Below are 19645 nucleotides of genomic sequence, written 5' to 3'. Positions count from 1 at the left end.
ACCCCATACGGCGCCTACGCACGGTAAATTTCAGGCCATGCCACGTGGACGCCACCGCCATTCACCTCCCCTCCACAAGCTTCTGCCGCCTTCCGCGGTCGCCGGAGCGTCGGTCGTCTGTGCCGCGGGCGCCTGGCTGCTCGCCGATCCGGTGGCGCTGCGGCTGCTCGTGGCCGCGGCGGCGGCGGCCGCCGTCACCGGTGGCGTCATCATGCGAAGTTGGGACCGGAGCGCCGGGCGCCAGGTCGCCGAGCTGACCCGGGCCCGCGCCGCGGACCAGTGGAAGACCGAGGAGCGGATAGCCGAGCTCGAGGCCGACCTGGACGAGTCCCGCGAGCTGCGGGCCAAGCTCGACGCCAAGCTGCGCGCCAAGCGGGTCGAACTGGCCGGTCTGCGCGGCGAGCACGCGGCGCTGCTGCGCCGGTACGCCAACGCCGAGACCGAGCGCGCCAGCGCCCTCGAAGGCCGCAGGCAGCTCGCCCTGGAGGCGACCTCCCCGGCGAAGGAGCTGCCGGCCGCCGGATCCACGCCGACCCCGGACCTGTACCGCCAGGCCGCCGACGCGCTGCGCAACCTGGCGCGCAACGCCGCCGCCCAGGAGGCCCGTCGCACCACCGAGGCCGCCCGCAGCCGCGATCTCGCGGAGCGTGCCCGGGAGACGGAGGAGCCGCAGGGGAAGCACGCGGCGGCCGCCGGGAGCGAGCAGCACGCTCGACCGTCGACCGCCGTCGTCCCCGCGCCCTCGGCCCTGCCCGCGGTCCGCGCCGTCCCGGCCGCGTCCGCGATCGTCCCCTACGCGAGCCGGCGCAACCCGCGCCCCGAGGGAGGGTTCGACTTCTTCGGCATGCAGAAGGCGGCGGCCGCCATCGAGGCCGTACAGGACGCCGATCTCGCGGACGTGGTGGGCGAGGAGGTCCTCGCGACCGTGGCGCGCCGCTCTCCCGAGCAGCGGGCGATCGGCAAGGTCATCGACCTGACCGCGCACGACGAGACCGAGCAGATCGACGTCGCGGAGCTGCGCGGGGCCGTCGGCTCGTGACGATCGGCGCCTCGCGGCCGGGGAAGTGACGGCGCTGCGGGACGAGTTGATCGCCGTGTGCGCCCAGGCGTTCCGCGGCCCGCCCTGGCACGAGGCACCGCGCGGCGGAGTTCGTGGTCATGCGCGCGGGCGGCCGACCCCGGCCGCCGGGCCGCCGGGCGGCTACTTGTCGATGTCGCCGACGACGAAGAAGAGCGAGCCCAGGATCGCCACCATGTCGGCGACGAGCGTGCCCGGCAGCAGCTCCGTCAGCGCCTGGATGTTGTTGAACGACGCCGAGCGCAGCTTGAGCCGGTACGGCGTCTTCTCGCCCTTGGAGACCAGGTAGTAGCCGTTGATGCCGAGCGGGTTCTCGGTCCAGGCGTACGTGTGGCCCTCGGGCGCCTTGAGCACCTTGGGCAGCCGCTGGTTGATCGGCCCCTGCGGCAGCTCGGCGATCCGGTCGAGACAGGCGTCGGCGAGGTCCAGGGAGTTGTGGGTCTGGTCGAGGAGGCACTCGAAGCGGGCGAGGCAGTCGCCCTCCTCGCGGGTGACGACCCTGAGCGTGTCCTGGAGCTCCCCGTAGGCCAGGTACGGCTCGTCGCGGCGCAGGTCGAAGTCGACGCCCGAGGCGCGGGCGATGGGCCCGGAGACGCCGTACGCGTGCGCGGTCTCCGGCGTCAGGACGCCGACGCCCCGCGTACGGCCGCGGAAGATCTCGTTGCCGAGGACCAGCTTGTCGTACACGTCCATCCGCGAGCGCACGTCGGCGACGGCCGCCCGGGCCCGGTCGAGCCACCCGGCGGGAAGGTCCTCCTTGAGCCCGCCGACCCGGTTGAACATGTAGTGCATCCGGCCGCCGGAGACCTCCTCCATCACGGCCTGGAGCTCCTCACGTTCCCGGAACGCGTGGAAGACCGGGGTGATACCGCCCAGTTCGAGGGGGTACGACCCGAGGAACATGAGGTGGTTGAGGACCCGGTTCAGTTCGGCGAGCAGCGTGCGGGTCCAGACGGCGCGTTCGGGGACCTCCATGCCGAGCATCCGCTCGACTGCCATGACGACACCGAGCTCGTTGGAGAAGGCCGAGAGCCAGTCGTGGCGGTTGGCGAGCATGACGATCTGCCGGTAGTCGCGCGCCTCGAAGAGCTTCTCGGCGCCGCGGTGCATGTACCCGATGACCGGCTCGGCGCGCTGGATCACCTCACCGTCCAGAACGAGCCGCAGGCGGAGCACGCCATGGGTCGAGGGATGCTGCGGCCCGATGTTCAGCACCATGTCGGTGCTCTCCGCCGCCCCGCCGATTCCGACCGTCGTCTCCGTCATGGGGCCAGTATCCCTGCCGGCCCGCTCCCCGGGGGAACCCGTCCCGCAGGACGGTCCCGTCCCTCCTGTGAGCTACGCCGCCGGCACCCTCCGGGTGAGCCACAGGAAGTCGCCGAGCCCGCCGCGCGCGGTCAGCTCGGCCGCCTCGCCCGCCGCGCCGAGCGCCCGCACGTAGGCGGCCGGGTCCGACGACGCGAGCGAAAGAGGCGGCCGTTCGCCGCGGACGCCGAGGCGGCGCAACGCGTCCCGCTGCGTCGTCAGCTCCCCGCCGCCCGCGCCGCAGGCGTCCATCGCCACATGCGCCGTCACATCGCACGACCCGTCCGGCACCGGCTCCACCTCCCGCCCCGCCCGGAACCCTGTCAGCGTCCCGAACGGCGGCCTGGACCCCCGTACATGCCCGTAGTCCACCGCCACCGCCTTCCCCGCCGCCAGCGAGCCCACCGCCGCCGCCCACGCCTCGTCGCGCGGCCGCCCGATCTCGGCCCGCTCCCCGGGCTCCTTGATCGGCCACCACCGCTCCAGCCACTCCGCGTCCGGGCCCTCGACGGGCCGCCCCAGCCGCTCCGCGCCGTCCGCCGCCCGTACCTCGACGTACCGCACGACCCCCGACTCGTCGACGCTCGCGACGTCGACCGGCACGTTGTCGAGCCACTCGTTCGCGAAGAGCAGCCCGCGGACCCCCTCCGGGAGCCGGTCCGTCCACTCCACCCGGGGGTCGATCCCCACGGGCCGGCCCGCGCGCTCGACGCCGTACGCCCGTACCGAGAGCCCCTCGGGCACGGCGGCCAGGACGCCCGTCACCAGCTCCCCGCGCCCCGCGCCCATGTCCACGAACGCGACCTCGTCCGTGCCCAGCTCCTCCGCCACCGCGGTCAGCAGCCGCGCGACGGCCGCGGTGAAGAGCGGGGAGGCGTGCACCGAGGTGCGGAAGTGACCGGCCGGGCCCTCGGGGCCCAGAAAGAAGCCCCCGGGGCCGTACAGAGCCTGTTCCGTGGCTTCGCGCCACCCCTGCCACTGACACGTCTCATCCGTCACAGGCCCCAGTCTCCACCTTGCGGAGTACGGCCTTCACGCCAAGGATCGACCCCACGGTTGACCCCTGCACCTATCTGCCTTCCCTACGCTGGGTTACGTGCAGCGCCTCTACGACTTCATCCGCAGACACCCGACGGGCGTCGACACCTTCTGGGCCGTCGTCCTCCTCGGGTTCTCCATGCTGTGGGTGGGCGGGACCTACCCGGCGGTCGACAAACCCGTCGCGTACGGCGTGGTCGCCGTGCTCTTCTCCCTGGTCGTCGCGTTGCGCCGCCGCGCGCCCGAGAAGATGCTGCTGCTCACCGTCGCGCTGGGCGTCGCCCAGCTCGGCCTCGGGCTGGAGCCCTTCTTCGCGGACTTCGCCATGCTGGTGATCATCTACACCGTGGCCGCGCACGACGGGCCGCGCTGGGCGTCCCGCCTCGCGCTCGCCGGCGGTCTCAGCGCCGCGACGCTCTCCATGCTGAGATGGCCCTCCGAGACCAGCCCGGGCTCCGCCCTCGCGCACGTCTTCTTCACCGTGATCATGACCGTCCCGTTCGTGCTCGCCTGGGTGCTCGGCGACTCCCTGCGCACCCGCCGTGCCTACTTCGCGCAGCTGGAGGAGCGCGCCTCCCGCCTGGAGAAGGAGCGCGAGGCGCAGGCCAAGGTCGCCGTCGCCGCCGAGCGGGCCCGGATCGCCCGCGAGCTCCACGACGTCGTCGCGCACAACGTGTCGGTGATGGTGGTCCAGGCCGACGGCGCCGCCTATGTCCTGGACGCCTCGCCCGCGCAGGCCAAGCAGGCCCTGGAGACGATCTCCTCGACCGGCCGGCAGGCCCTGGCCGAGATGCGCCGGCTGCTCGGCATCCTGCGCACCGGCGAGCACCAGGAGGCCGGGGAGTACGTGCCCCAGCCCGATGTCGAGCAGATCGAGGATCTGGTCGAGCAGGTCCGTACGGCCGGTCTGACGGTGGACTTCCGGATCGAGGGCACGCCGCGTCCGCTGCCGAGCGGTGTCGAGCTCACCGCGTACCGGATCGTGCAGGAAGCCCTCACCAACACGCGCAAGCACGGCGGACCGGATGCCGGAGCCAGCGTCCGCCTGGTGTACTTCGACGACGGTCTCGGCCTGCTCGTCGAGGACGACGGGCGCGGCGCGACCCACGAGATGTACGAGGACGGGGGCGCGGACGGCCGCGGTCACGGCCTGATCGGCATGCGCGAGCGGGTCGGCATGGTCGGCGGCACCCTGGACGCGGGGCCGCGCCCCGGGGGCGGCTTCCGCATCAGCGCCCTGCTCCCCCTGAAGCCCGCCCACTGACGATCCCGAAGGAACCACATGTCCATCCGCGTGATGCTCGTCGACGACCAGGTGCTGCTGCGCACCGGCTTCCGCATGGTGCTCGCCGCCCAGCCGGACATGGAGGTCGTGGCCGAGGCGGGCGACGGCGTGGAGGCGCTGGAGGTGCTGCGCTCCACGGCGGTGGACGTGGTGCTGATGGACGTACGGATGCCCAAGCTGGACGGGGTGGAGGCGACCCGGCGGATCTGCGCGGAGCCGGAGGCTCCCAAGGTGCTGATCCTGACCACCTTCGACCTGGACGAGTACGCGTTCTCCGGGCTGAAGGCGGGTGCGAGCGGCTTCATGCTGAAGGACGTGCCGCCGAGCGAGCTGCTCGGAGCGATCCGCTCCGTGCACAGCGGCGACGCGGTGGTGGCCCCGTCCACCACCCGCCGTCTCCTCGACCGCTTCTCGCCGATGCTGCCGTCGTCGGGCCGCGAGCCGCAGCACAAGGAGCTGGAGCGGCTCACCGACCGGGAGCGTGAGGTGATGCTCCTGGTCGCCCAGGGCCTGTCGAACGGCGAGATCGCCGCCCGGCTGGTGCTCTCGGAGGCGACGGTGAAGACGCACGTGGGCCGGATCCTGACCAAGCTCGGTCTGCGCGACCGCGTGCAGGTGGTGGTCCTCGCGTACGAGACGGGCCTGGTCCGGGCGGGCGGCGGGGCGATCTGAGCCGTGACGCCGGGGTTCGCTCCTAGCGCAGGAGGGCTTCGAGGAAGTCGCTGCCCAGGCGGGCGACGACGGTCACGTCCAGTTGGTGCATGACGTAGCGGCCGCGGCGCTGGGTGGTGAGCAGCCCGGCCTTCTTCAGGACGGCGAGGTGCCGTGAGACCTCCGGCGCGGTGATGCCGTACGCGTCGGCCAGCTCGCTCGTCGTGTACGAGGCGCGGGCGAGGTTCCTGCACATCCGCATGCGCATGGGGTGGGCGACGGCCTCCAGGCGGAGCCGGACGGTGTCCACGGAGGCGGTGCCGGCGAGCTCGCGGGTGGAGACGGGGTACTGGATCACCGGCTGCCAGCCGCGTGCGTGCAGGGCGGTGAGGTGCGGCCAGCCGAAGGCGGTCGGCAGGAAGGTGAGCGCCGAGCCGTGGGCGGTCGTCCGGGCGTGGACCAGCTTGTCGATGACGATCCGGGTGCCCTGGGCGTCCTCCTCCACGCTCATCGCGGGGGAGGTGCCCGTGACGGCCTCGGTGAGGCCCTTGCGGCGCAGCAGCTCGGTCTTGTGCCGGGCGTCGGCGGCGAGCTGGACCCGGACCCGGCGCCAGGTGCCGGCGAAGAACGCGTCGTCGCAGTCCTCCAGGAGCCGGCGGACCCACGCGCGTGTGCCGGGCGGGTCGGCGAGCATCCGCTCGACGAACGCGGCCTGGCGCGGACCACGCGCGGCGGCCAGGTCGAGGGCGCGGCGGCGGGCCGGGGCGTCGACGAGCGGGGAGGGCATGCCGTCCGCGTACTGGCTGCTGCACGAGATCTCCAGCGCAGCCCCGACGTACGTCTCGTCCTCCATGCGGTCGAGGTCGTCGAGCTCCTCGGCGAGCGTCTCGCGCGGCTGGGCGGGCAGCAGGAAGTCGGAGCGCGTGGACCGCCACATGAAGTCGGCCTCGTGCATCCGGTCGGCGAGCTCGGGCCTCAGCCCGGCGGCCGTGGTGGTGGCCCAGCCGTGCAGCCCGGCGTGGTGCCCGGGCTCGGACAGCGCGTGCAGCGCGGCGCCCAGCTCGGCCAGCGGGGAGGGGCAGAAGACGATCCGCTCGTGCGGCAGCCCGGTGATGTCGATGGTCACGCTCACGCGCCCATGGTGCGGGGCGGCCCGGGGGTGGTGTCGAACCGATTGACGCCGCCGGTCAATCGGCGCGCGCCGACCGACCGGCCCTCAGCCGGTGGCTCCGTCCGGCGGCGAGGGCGTGCCGGGCCCCGCGCCGGTGGTCCCGGAGCCGCCGGTTCCCGGGCCGCCGGTTCCCGGGCCGGTGGGCCGCACGTGGGACAGGAAGGCGCGGACCGCCTCCCGTACCTCGGCTTCCGTCCACTCGAGGCCGGGCGCGCCCACCGTCACCTCCGTCACGGCGACCCCCGGCGGGCCCGCCGCTCCCGGGCCGCTCCAGCGGCGGAAGAGGACCGTGCCGGTCGCCTCCGTGAGCGCCAGGGAGGCGGCGGTGAGGACGTCCGGGGCGTACGGCAGCCAGACCTGGAACTGGTGGGTGTGGGGCGGCTCGGGATGCACCCGGAACCACCCCACGCCGGCCTCCTCGAACCCCGCCTGCAGCGCGGCCGCCACCACGCGCGCGTGGGCGACGTACGACGGAAGGCGCGGCAGCTCGCGTTCCAGGCCCCGCAGCGCCGACACCGCCGCCGGGTACTGCTGGAAGAGCAGTCCCCCGTACCGGTGCCGCCACACCCGGGCCTCCTCCATGACGTCCTCGGGGCCGGCCAGTGCCGCCCCGGAAAGACCGCCCAGGGACTTGTAGAAGGAGACGTACACGCTGTCCGCGAGCCCCGCGATCTCCCGCAGATCGCGGCCGAAGTGCGGGGCGCACTCCCAGAGCCGCGCGCCGTCGACGTGCACCACTGCGTCCCGCTCCCGGGCCGCCTCCACGACCTCGACCAGCTCGTCCCAGGTCGGCAGCACGAACCCGGCGTCCCGCAGCGGCAGCTCCAGCATCAGCGTTCCGAACGGCTCCGGGTGCTCCCGTACCTCCTCGGCCGTCGGCAGCCTCGGACCGTCCGTGGGACGGACGGTCCGCAGCCCGCTCACCGCCGTCAGCGCACCGCCCTCGTGGACCTCCGGGTGCGCCAGCGGATGGAGGGCGACGACCTGGCTTCCGGTCCGCCCCGCCCAGCAGCGCAGCGCCACCTGCTGGGCCATCGTCCCGGTCGGGAAGAACACCGCGGCGGGGAACCCGAGCTCATCGGCCACCCGCTCCTCGACCTGCTCGACGAGCCCGTCGCCGTACGTGTCGAGGGGGCCGCCGTCGCCGTCCGCCGCCCCCGCCCAGTCGGCCAGCTCCCGCAGGCGCTCCCCGACCGTGCCCTCCACCGGCGAGTGCCACAGCGACCGCCGCGCACCGCCCCACACCTTCGCCCGGTGCAGTCGCGCTTCCGTTTCGTCCATGGGCCGATCATCACACCACCACCCACACCCTGTGGACAGTCACGGAGGAGCGCGAAACGCTGGCGTAGCATGACCAGAAATCGTCCGGTACCCCCCGCGGACTGGAACGGAAGGCCGTTGCCGCGTGAACCAACCAGCAGAACCCCGAGCGGAAGACCGTCCCGCGCGACTCACCGTCGGAGTCGTCGGAGCCGGCCGGGTGGGGCCCGCCCTCGCGGCCGCCCTCCAGCTCGCGGGACACCGCCCCGTCGCCGTATCCGCGGTCTCCGACGCCTCCGTGCGGCGCGCCGGGACCCTCCTCCCGGACGTGCCGATCGTGCCGCCGGGCGAGGTGCTCGCCCGCGCCGAGCTGGTGCTGCTGACCGTTCCCGACGACGCCCTGCCAGGCCTGGTCGAGGGCCTCGCCGAGACCGGGTCCGTACGGCCCGGGCAGCTGCTCGTGCACACCTCCGGGCGGTACGGCGTGAAGGTCCTCGACCCCGCCCGCCGGGCCGGCGCGCTGCCGCTGGCCCTGCACCCCGCCATGACGTTCACGGGCACCTCCGTCGACGTCCAGCGACTGGCCGGCTGCTCCTTCGGGGTGACCGCGCCCGTGGAGCTGCGGCTGGCAGCCGAGGCCCTGGTCATCGAGATGGGCGGCGAGCCCGAGTGGATCGAGGAGGAGGCCCGCCCGCTCTACCACGCGGCCCTCGCGCTGGGCGCGAACCACCTGGTCACCCTGGTCGCCCAGTCCATGGACCTGCTCCGTTCGGCCGGCGTCGCCGCCCCCGACCGGATGCTCGGCCCGCTCCTCGGCGCCGCCCTGGACAACGCCCTGCGTTCCGGCGACGGGGCCCTCACCGGACCCGTGGCGCGCGGTGACGCGGGCACGGTCGCCGCGCACGTCGCCGAGCTGCGCAAGCACGCGCCCGGCACCGTCGCCGGCTACCTGGCGATGGCCCGCACGACCGCCGACCGGGCGCTCGCGCACGGCCTGCTCAAGCCCGAGCTGGCCGAGGATCTGCTGGGTGTGCTCGCCGACGGGGAGACCGACCGATGACATCGACCACCTTCGCACTGGTCCGTACGGCGGCCGAGCTCCACGCGCTCGCCCGCCGCTCGCCCGCCGTCGCGTCCGCCTCCTCCACCCCGCCCGAACTGGCCGGAAACCGCCGTACCGCGGTCGTCATGACCATGGGCGCGCTCCACGACGGTCACGCCACCCTCGTCCGTACCGCCCGCGAGTACGTCGGACCCGACGGGTTCGTCGTCGTCACGGTCTTCGTCAACCCGCTGCAGTTCGGCGCCGGCGAGGACCTCGACCGCTACCCCAGGACGCTGGAGGCCGACCTCCGGACCGCCGAGGCGGCCGGCGCCGACACGGTCTTCGCCCCCTCCGTCGACGAGGTCTACCCCGGCGGGGGGCCCCAGGTCCGGATCAGCGCGGGCCCCATGGGGGAGCGTCTCGAAGGCGCCTCGCGCCCCGGCCACTTCGACGGCATGCTCACCGTCGTCGCCAAGCTGCTCCACCTCACCAGCCCCGACCTGGCCTTCTTCGGCCAGAAGGACGCCCAGCAGCTGGCCCTGATCCGCCGGATGGCCCGCGACCTGAACTTCCCCGCGGAGATCGTCGGCGTGCCGACCGTCCGCGAGACCGACGGCCTCGCCCTGTCCAGCCGGAACCGCTACCTCTCCGCCGGCGAGCGCCGCACGGCCCTCGCCCTCTCCCGTGCCCTGTTCGCCGCGAGCGACCGGCTGTCGGCCCAGCACGCGCTGTGCGCGCGGGCCGCCTCCCTGCCCGGCTCGCAGGACCGTGCCGAGACCCGCGCGGAGGCGCTCTCCCGGCTCGGCGAGGCCCGAGCCGCCGCCGATGCCCACGCCGTCGCCCAGGCGTCCGAGGGCGGCGGCGCCGGAGCCGTCCGGGCCGCGGCCCGTGCCGTCCTCGACGACGCGGCGAAGGGCGAGCCGCCGCTCAGGCTCGACTACCTGGCCCTGGTCGACCCGGCCGATTTCACCGAGGTCGGCGACGACCACGACGGCGAGGCGATCCTCGCCGTCGCCGCGCGCGTGGGCGGCACGCGCCTGATCGACAACATTCCGCTGACCCTCGGAGCCACCAAGTGACCGGAATACGGCTGCACGCGCCCGCGCCCGGCTGGTCCATCGACGCCGACGTCGTCGTGGTCGGCTCCGGTGTCGCGGGGCTGACCGCGGCCCTGCGCTGCACCGCCGCCGGACTGCGCACGGTCGTCGTCACCAAGGCCCGCCTGGACGACGGCTCCACGCGCTGGGCGCAGGGCGGCATCGCCGCCGCGCTCGGCGAGGGCGACACCCCCGAGCAGCACCTCGACGACACCCTCGTCGCCGGTGCCGGGCTCTGCGACACCGAGGCCGTACGGCTGCTGGTCACCGAGGGCCCCGACGCCGTCCGCAGGCTGATCGCCACGGGCGCCGACTTCGACAAGACCGACGACGGCGAGATCGCCCTGACCCGCGAGGGCGGCCACCACCGCCGCCGGATCGCCCACGCCGGAGGCGACGCGACCGGCGCGGAGATCTCCCGCGCCCTCGTCGAGGCGATACGGGACGGGGGGCTGCGCACCATCGAGCACGCCCTGGTCCTGGACCTCCTCAAGGACGAGGACGGCCGTACGGCGGGTGTCACCCTGCACGTGATGGGCGAGGGCCAGCACGACGGCGTCGGCGCCGTCCACGCCCCCGCCGTGGTCCTCGCGACCGGCGGCATGGGCCAGGTCTTCTCGGCCACCACCAACCCGGCCGTCTCCACCGGCGACGGCGTGGCGCTCGCCCTGCGGGCCGGGGCCGAGGTCTCCGACCTGGAGTTCGTCCAGTTCCACCCGACGGTGCTCTTCCTCGGCGCCGGCTCCGAGGGCCAGCAGCCGCTGGTCTCCGAGGCGGTACGGGGCGAGGGCGCCCATCTCGTCGACGCCGACGGGGTCCGGTTCATGGTCGGGCAGCACGAGCTGGCCGAGCTCGCCCCCCGTGACATCGTCGCCAAGGCGATCACGCGCCGGATGCACGAGCTGGGCGCGGAGCACATGTACCTGGACGCCCGGCACTTCGGCGCCGAGATGTGGGAGAAGCGGTTCCCCACCATCCTCGCGGCCTGCCGGGCCCACGGCATCGACCCGGTCACCGAGCCGATCCCGGTCGCCCCCGCGGCCCACTACGCCTCCGGCGGCGTCCGCACCGACCTGACGGGCCGGACCACCGTCCCGGGCCTCTACGCGTGCGGTGAGGTGGCCTGCACGGGCGTGCACGGAGCCAACCGGCTCGCGTCGAACTCGCTCCTGGAGGGCCTGGTCTTCGCCGAGCGGATCGCCGAGGACATCGCCACGCGCGGCCCGCACCGCGAGGGCCTGCCGGTCGTGTCCGCCACCTCGTCCGTGCTGCCGCTGCTCGCGCCCGAGACCCGGGTCCGCATCCAGCGGATCATGAGCGCGGACGCCGGAGTGCTGCGGTCCGCCGGGAGCCTTCAGGACGCCGCCGACGCCCTGGAGGCGCTGAGCCTCTCCGCGGCGGAGGACCACTCCGGCAAGACGGCCGAGCCGGGCGTCGACTCCTGGGAGACGACGAACCTCCTGTGCGTCGCCCGGGTGCTGGTCGCCGCCGCCCTGGAGCGCCGGGAGACCCGCGGCTGTCACTGGCGCGAGGACCGTCCCGAGCGCGACGAGGACTGGCAGCGTCATCTGATCGTGCGCCTCACCTCGGACCGCCGGCTCGTGGTCCGCCGCACCGCCACCGCAGACTTTCCCTCCGTAACCCCCGACGCAACCAGGGAGCCGCAGCCGTGAGCACGCCCGAAGAAGCACGTCCGCAGCCCGTGGACGTACCCCTGATCCAGATCAGCGCCCCCGCCGAGGAGGCGGGCGGCTGCGGTGACGGCTGCGGCTGCGCCGACGGCGACGAGGTCTACGAGTGCGGGCTCGACCCCGCGCTCGCGCAGCTGCTCGCCGACGCGGGCCTCGACCCCGTCCAGGTCGAGGACATCGCCCACCTGGCCATCGAGGAGGACCTCGACGGCGGCGTGGACGTGACGACCGTCGCGACCGTCCCCGAGGACGCGGTCGCCACCGCCGACTTCACCGCCCGCGAGGCGGGCGTGGTGGCCGGCCTGCGGGTCGCCGAGGCGGTGCTCTCCATCGTCTGTACGGAGACCTTCGAGGTCGAGCGGCACGTCGAGGACGGCGAGCGGGTCGAGGCCGGCCAGAAGCTCCTGAGCGTCACCACCCGCACCCGCGACCTGCTCACCGGCGAGCGCAGCGCGCTGAACATCCTCTGCCGCCTCTCCGGCATCGCCACCGCCACGCGCGCGTGGGCGGACGCCCTGGAGGGCACCAGGGCCCGCGTCCGGGACACCCGTAAGACGACGCCCGGCCTGCGCGCCCTGGAGAAGTACGCGGTGCGCTGCGGCGGCGGCGTCAACCACCGCATGTCGCTGTCGGACGCGGCGCTGGTGAAGGACAACCACGTGGTGGCCGCCGGTGGTGTGGCGCAGGCCTTCAAGGCCGTACGGGAGCTGTTCCCGGAGGTGCCGATCGAGGTCGAGGTCGACACGCTGCACCAGGTCCGCGAGGTCCTGGACGCGGGCGCCGACCTGATCCTGCTCGACAACTTCACCCCCATGGAGACCGAGGAGGCCGTCGCGCTGGTCGCCGGCCGCGCGGTCCTGGAGTCCTCCGGCCGGCTGACGCTGGAGAACGCGGCGGCGTACGCGGCTACGGGCGTGGACTACCTCGCGGTGGGCGGGCTCACCCACTCCTCCCCGATCCTCGACATCGGCCTCGACCTGCGGGACGCCTCCGAGGCGGCCGTCTGATGCTCCTCACCATCGACGTCGGCAACACGCAGACCGTCCTCGGCCTCTTCGACGGCGAGGAGATCGTCGAGCACTGGCGTATCTCCACGGACCCGCGGCGCACCGCCGACGAGCTGGCGGTCCTGCTCCAGGGCCTGATGGGCATGCACCCGCTGCTGGGGGTGGAGCTCGGTGACGGCATCGGCGGCATCGCGATCTGCTCGACCGTCCCGTCGGTGCTGCACGAGCTGCGCGAGGTGACGCGGCGGTACTACGGCGACGTCCCGGCGGTCCTGGTGGAGCCCGGCATCAAGACGGGTGTCCCGGTCCTGACGGACAACCCCAAGGAGGTCGGCGCGGACCGCATCGTCAACTCGGCGGCGGCGGTCGAGCTCTACGGGGGCCCGGCGATCGTGGTCGACTTCGGCACGGCGACGACCTACGACGCGGTCACGGCGCGCGGCGAGTACGCGGGCGGGGCGATCGCGCCGGGCATCGAGATCTCGGTGGACGCGCTGGGCGTCAAGGGCGCGATGCTCCGCAAGATCGAGCTGGCCCGCCCGCGCAGCGTGATCGGGAAGAACACCGTCGAGGCGATGCAGTCGGGCATCGTCTACGGGTACGCGGGCCAGGTCGACGGTGTGGTGTCCCGGATGAAGCGCGAGCTCGTCGGCGCGGACGGCGACCCGTCCGACGTCACGGTCATCGCGACGGGTGGCCTCGCCCCGATGGTCCTCGCCGACTCCAAGGAGATCGACGAGCACGAGCCCTGGCTGACGCTGATCGGCCTGCGCCTGGTGTACGAACGCAACGTCTCGCGCATGTAGCGCGACGGGTCCCGCGTGGGCGGCGCCGGCGCGGGCCGGGCGCCGCCACACCGAGCTGATCGGTAAACGAAATTTGTCCGATTAGCGCGTATTGTCACCCCATGCCCACGCCATACGGATCCCGCGGCGGCATGGCGTTCAGCGCGGACGAGCTGCGTGTGCTCCGACGCGCCCTTGCCACCGCCCTCAACCCCGCCCCCCTTCAGGACGAGGACGTCCAGGACTGTCTGCGCCTCGCCGAATCCGTGGACGACGCCGTCCGCGAGGCCGGTCGGCTGCGCGCATTCCTCCTCGCCGACCTGGCCCGCTACCGCGAGGCCCTGCCCGGCTCGCTCTCCGGCTACCTGGAGCTCCTCCGGGACGCCCTCGGCGCCGGGTACGACCCCGGGGCCGACGACCTCGCCGCCCTGCGCGCCCTGCGGTCCCACCCCCGGGCCGCCGGCCTCCTGGAGCGCTGCCAGGTCCTGGCCGAACGCTCCGTGCGCGCCCGCCTCGCCCGCGTCTCCCAGGCCGTGGCCACCGCGCCCCGCGCCCGGCTGCTCGCCCTCCCCGGCGGCCGTGGAGCGGCCGACGAGCCCAAGCCGGCCACCCCGAAGCAGCCGGTCCCGAAGAAGCGCCCGGCCCCCAAGCCCTCCGAGGTGTTCCCGCCGCGCCGACGCCCCGTACCCCCGCCCCCGCCGGAGGAACGCGCGGCCGGATAGCTACTCTGGACGGCATGGACTACGTATCCGCGCTCCTGCCCCCCATCGTGATGGCCGTGTTCTTCACCGCTCTCGTCGTCACGATCGTGAAGAGCCAGGGCGGCCCCAACAAGGCCAAGGAGGACGCGGCCGTGGACGCCGCCCTCGCCCGCGCCGAGGCCGCCCGCCAGGCGGACGGCGCCACCTCGTAGCCCCGCCCGCTCCGAAGGACGTACGACAGATTTCATGTCGTACGTCCTTTTTGTTGCGTTTCCTCCGTCAATAGGCGGCCATTCCCGCTTCGCCGACTATGGTGGCGGTGTGCCCCGCCAATTGGGAGAGCTGGAAGACGCCGTCATGACACGCGTCTGGCAATGGAACCGCCCGGTGACCGTCCGGGAAGTCCTGGAGGATCTCCAGCAGGAACGGTCCATCGCCTACACCACCGTCATGACGGTAATGGACAATCTCCATCAGAAGGGCTGGGTACGCAGGGAAGTCGACGGCCGCGCCTATCGATATACCGCGGTCTCCACCCGCGCCGCCTACTCCGCCGCACTGATGAACGAAGCGTGGGCCCAGAGCGACAACCCGGCCTCCGCCCTTGTCGCGTTCTTCGGCATGATGTCGAGCGAGCAGCGAGAGGCCCTCAACGACGCGATCCGTATCGTCGGGCACAACGTGCCCGAACCCCCCGCCCCGCAGGCCGAGGCGGCCCGTGAAGCGGCCGGTCAGGGGGCGGGCGGGGGCGCCGGCGGGGCCGCGGCCCCGGGCGCCGCGGAAGACGCCGGAGAGGGTGCCGCAGAAGACGCCGGAGAGGGTGGCGACGAGAACGAGGGCGACGGGCGATAACGTCCCCCCATGCCGTCGTCCTCCGCCGCCCCGAAAGCCGTCACCGTTCGTCGCGCCCGCACCGGTGATGTCGCCGCGGTACGCCGCCTTGTCGACCCGTACGTCGGCCGGGGCATCCTGCTCGACAAAGCCACCGTGACGCTTTACGAGGACATCCAGGAGTTCTGGGTCGCCGAACGCGACGAGGACGCCGTCGTCGTCGGCTGCGGCGCACTCCATGTGATGTGGGAAGACCTCGCCGAAGTACGCACTCTCGCCGTCGATCCCGAGTTCAAGGGCGCGGGCGTCGGACATCACGTGCTCGACAAGTTGCTGCACACCGCCCGTTGGCTCGGTGTGCGCCGGGTATTCTGCCTGACCTTCGAAGTCGACTTCTTCGCGAAGCACGGCTTCGTCGAGATCGGCGAGACTCCGGTCGACGGAGATGTGTACAGCGAGCTCCTGCGTTCCTATGACGAGGGTGTCGCCGAGTTCCTCGGTCTCGAACGAGTGAAGCCGAACACCTTGGGCAACAGCCGGATGCTTCTGCACCTGTGAGCGTAACGAGCGTCCGGAACCCTATGTCCGAATCGCGCACGTTTCCCGCGTTGCCGGGCTTCTGAACCTCTCCCAGGGGTTTGTGTTTTTCCGGGAAAAGCGGTTTCCTTTCCGCGTACTGCATTTTCGATGAAAGGAAATCCGGTGGCACAGAAGGTTCAGGTCCTTCTTGTCGATGACCTCGACGGCGTCGAGGCGGACGAGACCGTGACGTTCGCGCTGGACGGCAAGACCTACGAGATCGACCTCACCACCGCCAACGCGGACAAGCTCCGTGGCCTGCTCGAGCCGTACACCAAGAGCGGTCGGCGCACGGGCGGCCGCAGCGCCGGTACGCGCGGCAAGGGCCGCGTCGCCACCGGTGGCAGCCCGGACACCGCGAAGATCCGCGCGTGGGCCAAGGAGAACGGCTACAACGTGAACGACCGCGGCCGCGTCCCGGCGGAGATCAAGGCGGCCTACGAGGACGCGAACCGCTGAGGAGTCAGCTGCTGAGGAACCGGCCTCACGGAACGCTCCACCGGCCGTCCCACGGGGCGCCCGGGGAGACCGTCCAGGGGGCACGCACTCAGCAGCCGCACCCGATGGCACTCCGCAGCCGCCGCGGCCACGAGCCGCACGAGACAGGGGGCGGCCGCACCACCCCGCGCGGCGGTCCACAGGGCCGGCAGCGAGGGCTCCACCGCGCGGCCCGGCTCCGGGGCGCGCAGCCACACCGCGGCGCCCGGTGCGCCGGAACCGCTCCATCCTGGGGGAACAGGGGCGGCCATCCGGCTGCCGGCGCCCAGGGCGGAGAGGTCCAGCGAGATCCCGCCCCACTCCAGCCAGTCGAGCAGCCCCGGCAGCTCCTCCGCGCTTCCCGCGGCCACCAGTAGCCGCATCCTCCGGCCCACGAGGGCCACCGGCCCGGTGCCGCCCGCACCCGCCCTGCGCAGCACCGCGCGGCCGGCCGCCGCGGGCAGCTCCAGGACGTCGAAGCGCAGGCCCGTCAGCAGGCCCACCGGAGGGCCGGCCACGGTCGCCCAGCCGAGCCTCTCCTCGTACCACCGCGCCGGACCACCGTCGCCGGGCGGGCGGGGCCGCGGCACGCACCGCGCGGAGAAGGACATGTCCGGGGAACGTCCTCGGGGGTCCCTTGGTTACGGCGTCGGCGACCCTGCGTCCTCGATCCACTGCGCACCGTGTCCGCGATGGGGGCGTACGGGTGCATTCGGCAGCGTAAGGATGTTCGCCCGTAGCGGAGGGAACCGGGGTGTGCCGCATGGAGTGTCAGTGCGGACGGGTAAGACATTCCTAGTGAGGAGGGGCGAACCGCGGGTTTTGGCGTCTCACGTTCGCCATCGGCGTACTGAAGGCGCGGGTAACTGCTTGGCCTGCGGGAACATCGTCTCGCACCATCGAGTTGGAGCATTTGTCGGCTGTTCGGCAGCAGGTCTCCCCACGGACAAGGGGGTGATCCGGACGGATGTCGGCAGTTGGAATGAGCGGTCCCCGCTTGCGGGACTAAGCTGCGGAAGGACAGGGAGGGGATCGACCCCTAACTGACTGACCGCTCTGAGGAGCGATTAACGATGTTCGAGAGGTTCACCGACCGCGCGCGGCGGGTTGTCGTCCTGGCTCAGGAAGAAGCCCGGATGCTCAACCACAACTACATCGGCACCGAGCACATCCTCCTGGGCCTTATCCACGAGGGTGAGGGTGTCGCCGCTAAGGCCCTGGAGAGCCTCGGGATTTCGCTCGAGGCGGTCCGCCAGCAGGTTGAGGAGATCATCGGGCAGGGGCAGCAGGCCCCGTCCGGCCACATCCCCTTCACCCCGCGTGCCAAGAAGGTCCTGGAGCTGTCGCTCCGCGAGGCCCTCCAGCTCGGCCACAACTACATCGGCACGGAGCACATCCTGCTCGGCCTGATCCGCGAGGGCGAGGGCGTCGCCGCCCAGGTCCTCGTGAAGCTGGGTGCCGATCTCAACCGGGTGCGGCAGCAGGTCATCCAGCTGCTCTCCGGCTACCAGGGCAAGGAAGCCGCCACGGCCGGCGGTCCTGCCGAGGGAACCCCCTCGACGTCCCTGGTCCTCGACCAGTTCGGCCGCAACCTCACCCAGGCGGCCCGCGAATCCAAGCTCGACCCGGTCATCGGGCGCGAGAAGGAGATCGAGCGGGTCATGCAGGTGCTGTCCCGCCGTACGAAGAACAACCCGGTCCTCATCGGCGAGCCCGGCGTCGGCAAGACCGCCGTCGTCGAGGGCCTGGCGCAGGCCATCGTCAAGGGCGAGGTGCCCGAGACCCTCAAGGACAAGCACCTCTACACCCTGGACCTCGGCGCGCTGGTGGCCGGCTCCCGGTACCGCGGTGACTTCGAGGAGCGCCTGAAGAAGGTCCTCAAGGAGATCCGCACCCGCGGCGACATCATCCTGTTCATCGACGAGCTCCACACCCTGGTGGGTGCGGGCGCCGCCGAGGGCGCGATCGACGCCGCGAGCATCCTCAAGCCGATGCTGGCCCGCGGCGAGCTCCAGACCATCGGTGCGACCACGCTGGACGAGTACCGCAAGTACCTGGAGAAGGACGCGGCCCTCGAGCGCCGCTTCCAGCCCATCCAGGTCGCGGAGCCGTCGCTGCCGCACACGATCGAGATCCTCAAGGGTCTGCGCGACCGGTACGAGGCCCACCACCGGGTCTCCATCACGGACGAGGCCCTCGTCCAGGCCGCGACCCTGGCCGACCGGTACATCTCGGACCGCTTCCTGCCGGACAAGGCGATCGACCTGATCGACGAGGCCGGATCCCGGATGCGCATCCGCCGGATGACCGCGCCGCCGGACCTCCGCGAGTTCGACGAGAAGATCGCCGGCGTCCGCCGGGACAAGGAGTCCGCGATCGACTCCCAGGACTTCGAGAAGGCGGCGTCTCTCCGCGACAAGGAGAAGCAGCTGCTGGCGGCGAAGGCCAAGCGGGAGAAGGAGTGGAAGGCCGGCGACATGGACGTCGTCGCCGAGGTCGACGGCGAGCTGATCGCCGAGGTCCTCGCGACCGCCACCGGCATCCCGGTCTTCAAGCTGACCGAGGAGGAGTCGAGCCGACTGCTCCGCATGGAGGACGAGCTCCACAAGCGCGTCATCGGCCAGAAGGACGCCGTCATCGGCCTCTCGCGGGCGATCCGTCGTACGCGAGCCGGTCTGAAGGACCCGAAGCGTCCCGGTGGCTCGTTCATCTTCGCCGGCCCGTCCGGTGTCGGTAAGACCGAGCTGTCCAAGGCGCTCGCCGAATTCCTCTTCGGCGACGAGGACGCGATGATCTCCCTCGACATGTCGGAGTTCAGCGAGAAGCACACGGTTTCCCGCCTCTTCGGTTCTCCCCCCGGATACGTGGGCTACGAAGAGGGCGGCCAGCTCACCGAGAAGGTGCGCCGCAAGCCGTTCTCCGTCGTCCTCTTCGACGAGGTCGAGAAGGCCCACCCCGATATCTTCAATTCCCTTCTCCAGATCCTGGAGGACGGTCGTCTGACCGACTCCCAGGGCCGGGTCGTGGACTTCAAGAACACGGTCATCATCATGACGACCAACCTCGGGACCCGGGACATCTCGAAGGGCTTCAACCTGGGCTTCGCGGCCCAGGGCGACACGAAGTCCAACTACGAGCGGATGAAGGCCAAGGTCAGCGACGAGCTGAAGCAGCACTTCCGCCCGGAGTTCCTGAACCGTGTGGACGACATCATCGTCTTCCCGCAGCTCACCGAGGCCGACATCCTGAAGATCGTCGACCTGATGATCAGCCGGGTGGACGAGCGCCTGAAGGACCGGGACATGGGCATCGAGCTCTCCCAGTCCGCGAAGGAGCTGCTCGCCAAGAAGGGTTACGACCCGGTGATGGGCGCCCGGCCGCTGCGCCGGACGATCCAGCGCGAGGTCGAGGACTCGCTCTCCGAGAAGATCCTCTTCGGTGAGCTGCGCCCCGGTCACATCGTGGTCGTGGACACCGAGGGCGAGGGTGAGGAGAAGAAGTTCACCTTCCGCGGCGAGGAGAAGTCGGCGCTGCCGGACGTCCCGCCGATCGAGCAGGCGACGGGCGGAGCCGGCCCGAACCTCTCGAAGGACGCGTAAGGCGAAAGCCACCGAAGGGGCTGCCCCCGGATCCGCAAGGGCCCG

At 72.4% G+C, this 19645-nt stretch carries 19 protein-coding genes; 14 read left to right on the top strand and 5 right to left on the bottom strand.

What is annotated here, in order from left to right; translation table 11 throughout:
* The first annotated feature begins 37 nt into the window (after positions 1–37).
* The gene (locus M5362_RS15455; RefSeq protein WP_260228112.1) at positions 38–1039 is read left to right on the top strand and encodes a hypothetical protein; all 1002 of its coding nucleotides are present in this window, start codon (positions 38–40) and stop codon (positions 1037–1039) included.
* Between the two features lie 162 nt (positions 1040–1201).
* On the opposite strand, the gene M5362_RS15450 is transcribed toward M5362_RS15455, so the two are convergent.
* Together M5362_RS15450 and M5362_RS15445 are read right to left on the bottom strand one after the other, a co-directional pair.
* Positions 1202–2344, bottom strand: a complete 1143-nt coding sequence (locus M5362_RS15450; RefSeq protein WP_260228111.1) for an NADH-quinone oxidoreductase subunit D — start codon at positions 2342–2344, stop codon at positions 1202–1204.
* Between the two features lie 72 nt (positions 2345–2416).
* Positions 2417–3382, bottom strand: coding sequence for an SAM-dependent methyltransferase (locus M5362_RS15445; protein WP_260228110.1), 966 nt, complete (start codon positions 3380–3382; stop codon positions 2417–2419).
* Between the two features lie 97 nt (positions 3383–3479).
* Here M5362_RS15445 and M5362_RS15440 point away from each other — a divergent pair, with 97 nt between their 5' ends.
* Both M5362_RS15440 and M5362_RS15435 read left to right on the top strand, forming a co-directional pair.
* Positions 3480–4685, top strand: coding sequence for a sensor histidine kinase (locus tag M5362_RS15440; RefSeq protein ID WP_260228109.1), 1206 nt, complete (start codon positions 3480–3482; stop codon positions 4683–4685).
* Between the two features lie 18 nt (positions 4686–4703).
* A complete protein-coding gene (locus tag M5362_RS15435; RefSeq protein ID WP_260228108.1) occupies positions 4704–5378 on the top strand; it encodes a response regulator transcription factor in 675 nt (224 codons plus the stop codon).
* A 22-nt stretch (positions 5379–5400) separates the two neighbouring features.
* Here the strand turns inward: M5362_RS15435 and M5362_RS15430 are convergent, their stop codons facing one another.
* Positions 5401–6483, bottom strand: coding sequence for a DUF5937 family protein (locus M5362_RS15430; protein WP_374214481.1), 1083 nt, complete (start codon positions 6481–6483; stop codon positions 5401–5403).
* 90 nt (positions 6484–6573) lie between these two features.
* Positions 6574–7809, bottom strand: coding sequence for a low specificity L-threonine aldolase (locus tag M5362_RS15425; protein ID WP_260228106.1), 1236 nt, complete (start codon positions 7807–7809; stop codon positions 6574–6576).
* A gap of 124 nt (positions 7810–7933) precedes the next feature.
* Here M5362_RS15425 and M5362_RS15420 point away from each other — a divergent pair, with 124 nt between their 5' ends.
* The 10 genes from M5362_RS15420 (at position 7934) to M5362_RS15375 (ending at position 15983) form a co-directional block, all read left to right on the top strand.
* Complete coding sequence (locus tag M5362_RS15420; protein ID WP_260228105.1) at positions 7934–8848, top strand: Rossmann-like and DUF2520 domain-containing protein; 915 nt, start codon at positions 7934–7936, stop codon at positions 8846–8848.
* The gene (gene panC, locus M5362_RS15415; RefSeq protein WP_260228104.1) at positions 8845–9912 is read left to right on the top strand and encodes a pantoate--beta-alanine ligase; all 1068 of its coding nucleotides are present in this window, start codon (positions 8845–8847) and stop codon (positions 9910–9912) included. The genes M5362_RS15420 and panC overlap by 4 nt, the downstream gene beginning before the upstream one ends.
* Entirely contained in the window at positions 9909–11603 is a 1695-nt protein-coding gene (locus M5362_RS15410) for an L-aspartate oxidase (protein WP_260228103.1), read from the top strand. Before panC ends, M5362_RS15410 begins: the two co-directional genes overlap by 4 nt.
* Positions 11600–12628 (top strand): carboxylating nicotinate-nucleotide diphosphorylase, encoded by a 1029-nt coding sequence (gene nadC / locus M5362_RS15405; protein WP_260228102.1) that lies wholly within the window; start codon positions 11600–11602, stop codon positions 12626–12628. Before M5362_RS15410 ends, nadC begins: the two co-directional genes overlap by 4 nt.
* A complete protein-coding gene (locus M5362_RS15400) occupies positions 12628–13434 on the top strand; it encodes a type III pantothenate kinase (RefSeq protein WP_260228101.1) in 807 nt (268 codons plus the stop codon). The genes nadC and M5362_RS15400 overlap by 1 nt, the downstream gene beginning before the upstream one ends.
* 131 nt (positions 13435–13565) lie before the next feature.
* A complete protein-coding gene (locus M5362_RS15395) occupies positions 13566–14135 on the top strand; it encodes a hypothetical protein (RefSeq protein WP_260228478.1) in 570 nt (189 codons plus the stop codon).
* A 14-nt stretch (positions 14136–14149) separates the two neighbouring features.
* Entirely contained in the window at positions 14150–14326 is a 177-nt protein-coding gene (locus tag M5362_RS15390; protein WP_260228100.1) for a hypothetical protein, read from the top strand.
* A gap of 109 nt (positions 14327–14435) precedes the next feature.
* Positions 14436–14966, top strand: a complete 531-nt coding sequence (locus tag M5362_RS15385) for a BlaI/MecI/CopY family transcriptional regulator (protein WP_260228477.1) — start codon at positions 14436–14438, stop codon at positions 14964–14966.
* 9 nt (positions 14967–14975) lie between these two features.
* On the top strand, positions 14976–15503 hold the full coding sequence (locus M5362_RS15380) for an amino-acid N-acetyltransferase (RefSeq protein WP_260228099.1): 528 nt from the start codon (positions 14976–14978) through the stop codon (positions 15501–15503).
* A 144-nt stretch (positions 15504–15647) separates the two neighbouring features.
* Positions 15648–15983 (top strand): Lsr2 family protein, encoded by a 336-nt coding sequence (locus M5362_RS15375; RefSeq protein ID WP_215072751.1) that lies wholly within the window; start codon positions 15648–15650, stop codon positions 15981–15983.
* On the opposite strand, the gene M5362_RS15370 is transcribed toward M5362_RS15375, so the two are convergent.
* Positions 15962–16612, bottom strand: a complete 651-nt coding sequence (locus M5362_RS15370; RefSeq protein WP_260228098.1) for an SCO3374 family protein — start codon at positions 16610–16612, stop codon at positions 15962–15964. The genes M5362_RS15375 and M5362_RS15370 overlap by 22 nt on opposite strands.
* A gap of 462 nt (positions 16613–17074) precedes the next feature.
* Here M5362_RS15370 and M5362_RS15365 point away from each other — a divergent pair, with 462 nt between their 5' ends.
* On the top strand, positions 17075–19600 hold the full coding sequence (locus M5362_RS15365) for an ATP-dependent Clp protease ATP-binding subunit (RefSeq protein WP_260228097.1): 2526 nt from the start codon (positions 17075–17077) through the stop codon (positions 19598–19600).
* Positions 19601–19645: the final 45 nt, after the last annotated feature.

Source organism: Streptomyces sp. Je 1-79, assembly GCF_025195125.1.
GTDB lineage: Bacteria > Actinomycetota > Actinomycetes > Streptomycetales > Streptomycetaceae > Streptomyces.
This window is presented reverse-complemented; position numbering and strand designations above follow the sequence as displayed.